Source organism: Herbaspirillum sp. B65 (assembly GCF_000333555.1).
Lineage (GTDB): Bacteria > Pseudomonadota > Gammaproteobacteria > Burkholderiales > Burkholderiaceae_D > Herbaspirillum > Herbaspirillum rubrisubalbicans.
This window is the reverse complement of the sequence record NZ_BADI01000418.1, coordinates 1-1,118: the sequence shown is the minus strand read 5'-3', so window position 1 is coordinate 1,118 and position 1,118 is coordinate 1. Positions and strand designations below refer to the sequence as shown.

The 1,118-nt window shown below is 61.1% G+C and carries 1 protein-coding gene; it reads right to left on the bottom strand.

Annotated elements, in window-relative coordinates:
* Nucleotides 1-1,118, bottom strand: a 1,118-nt coding sequence (gene fliD / locus I5W_RS10030) for a flagellar filament capping protein FliD (protein WP_044529105.1), incomplete at both ends; no start/stop codon positions are given.

The window sequence follows — 1,118 nt, the reverse complement described above, 5'->3', positions numbered from 1 at the left end:
TGATGTCTGGACCGATGATCCACTGCCAAGCGGGGCTGAGTGGTTGGCTTGCCCAGGGTGGTGGAGGGCGTCTGCGCGGTCATCCCGGCATTCGCCTTGGCCAGGGTGTTGTAGGCCGATACGAAACTGTTGGCTGCGGTGGTGATGCCGGAGGTGTCGTTGCTGATGTTGAGCGTGAAATTGTCGGCCGAGGTGGTGACCTTGGCCAGGTTCAGCGTTACGCCCGAAATCGCGTTCTGGACCTTGTTGCTGGGACTGGTGACTGACACGCCATCAATGGACAGCTTGGCATCCTGCGCCTTGAGCAATTGGCCCATGCCGCTCATGGTCAGGCCTGAATAGTCGCCCGTACCGGTCAAGGTCACGGCGGCCGTGGTACTGCTGCCGGTGGGGGTGAGCACCAGATGGTCGTTGTTGCCATCGTTGCTGATGGAAGCCGATACCCCGGCGTTGGCATTGTTGATGGCACTCATGACCTGTTTCAGGTCGATATTGCCGCTGCTGTTGGCGCTCGGGTTGATGGCCACCGAGGTGTCACCTACCTTCAGGTTCAGCGAGCCGGAACTGTAGGTCTGGTTGGTGCTGACGTTTTGCGAGGTGATCGCGCCGCTGGGGTCGGAACTGAAGACGGAGAAATTACCGGTGCCGGTGATCTTGATGGTGTTGGCTGCACCACTGTTCTGGGCGGTGATGACCAGGTGGTCATTGGTGCCATCACTGACGATGGTGGCGTTCACGCCGGCACTGGCGGCGTTGATGGCGTCGCGTACACCGGCCAGGCTGTCGGTGGCTGGCTGGATCATGACGGTCGAGCCGGTGCCGGTCTTGATGGCCAGGATGCCGTTGTCGAAGGTGGACCCCGGGGCGATGCTGGCCGAGCTCAGTTTTTCGGTCTGCGCCAGTTGTGACACAGCCACCGCGTAGGTGCCCGAAGCCGCCTTAGTAGCATCGCGCGGAGCCTGGATCTGGGTCATGGTGCTCGAGGTCGAGCTGGACGGATCGTAGAAAAAGCCGGACAGGCTGTTGTTTGCCGTGACCTTGATGGTATTGGCGGTGCCGCCGGTATTGGATTCCAGCACCAGGTGGTCGCCGTTGGCATCGGTGTTGATGGAGGCGGT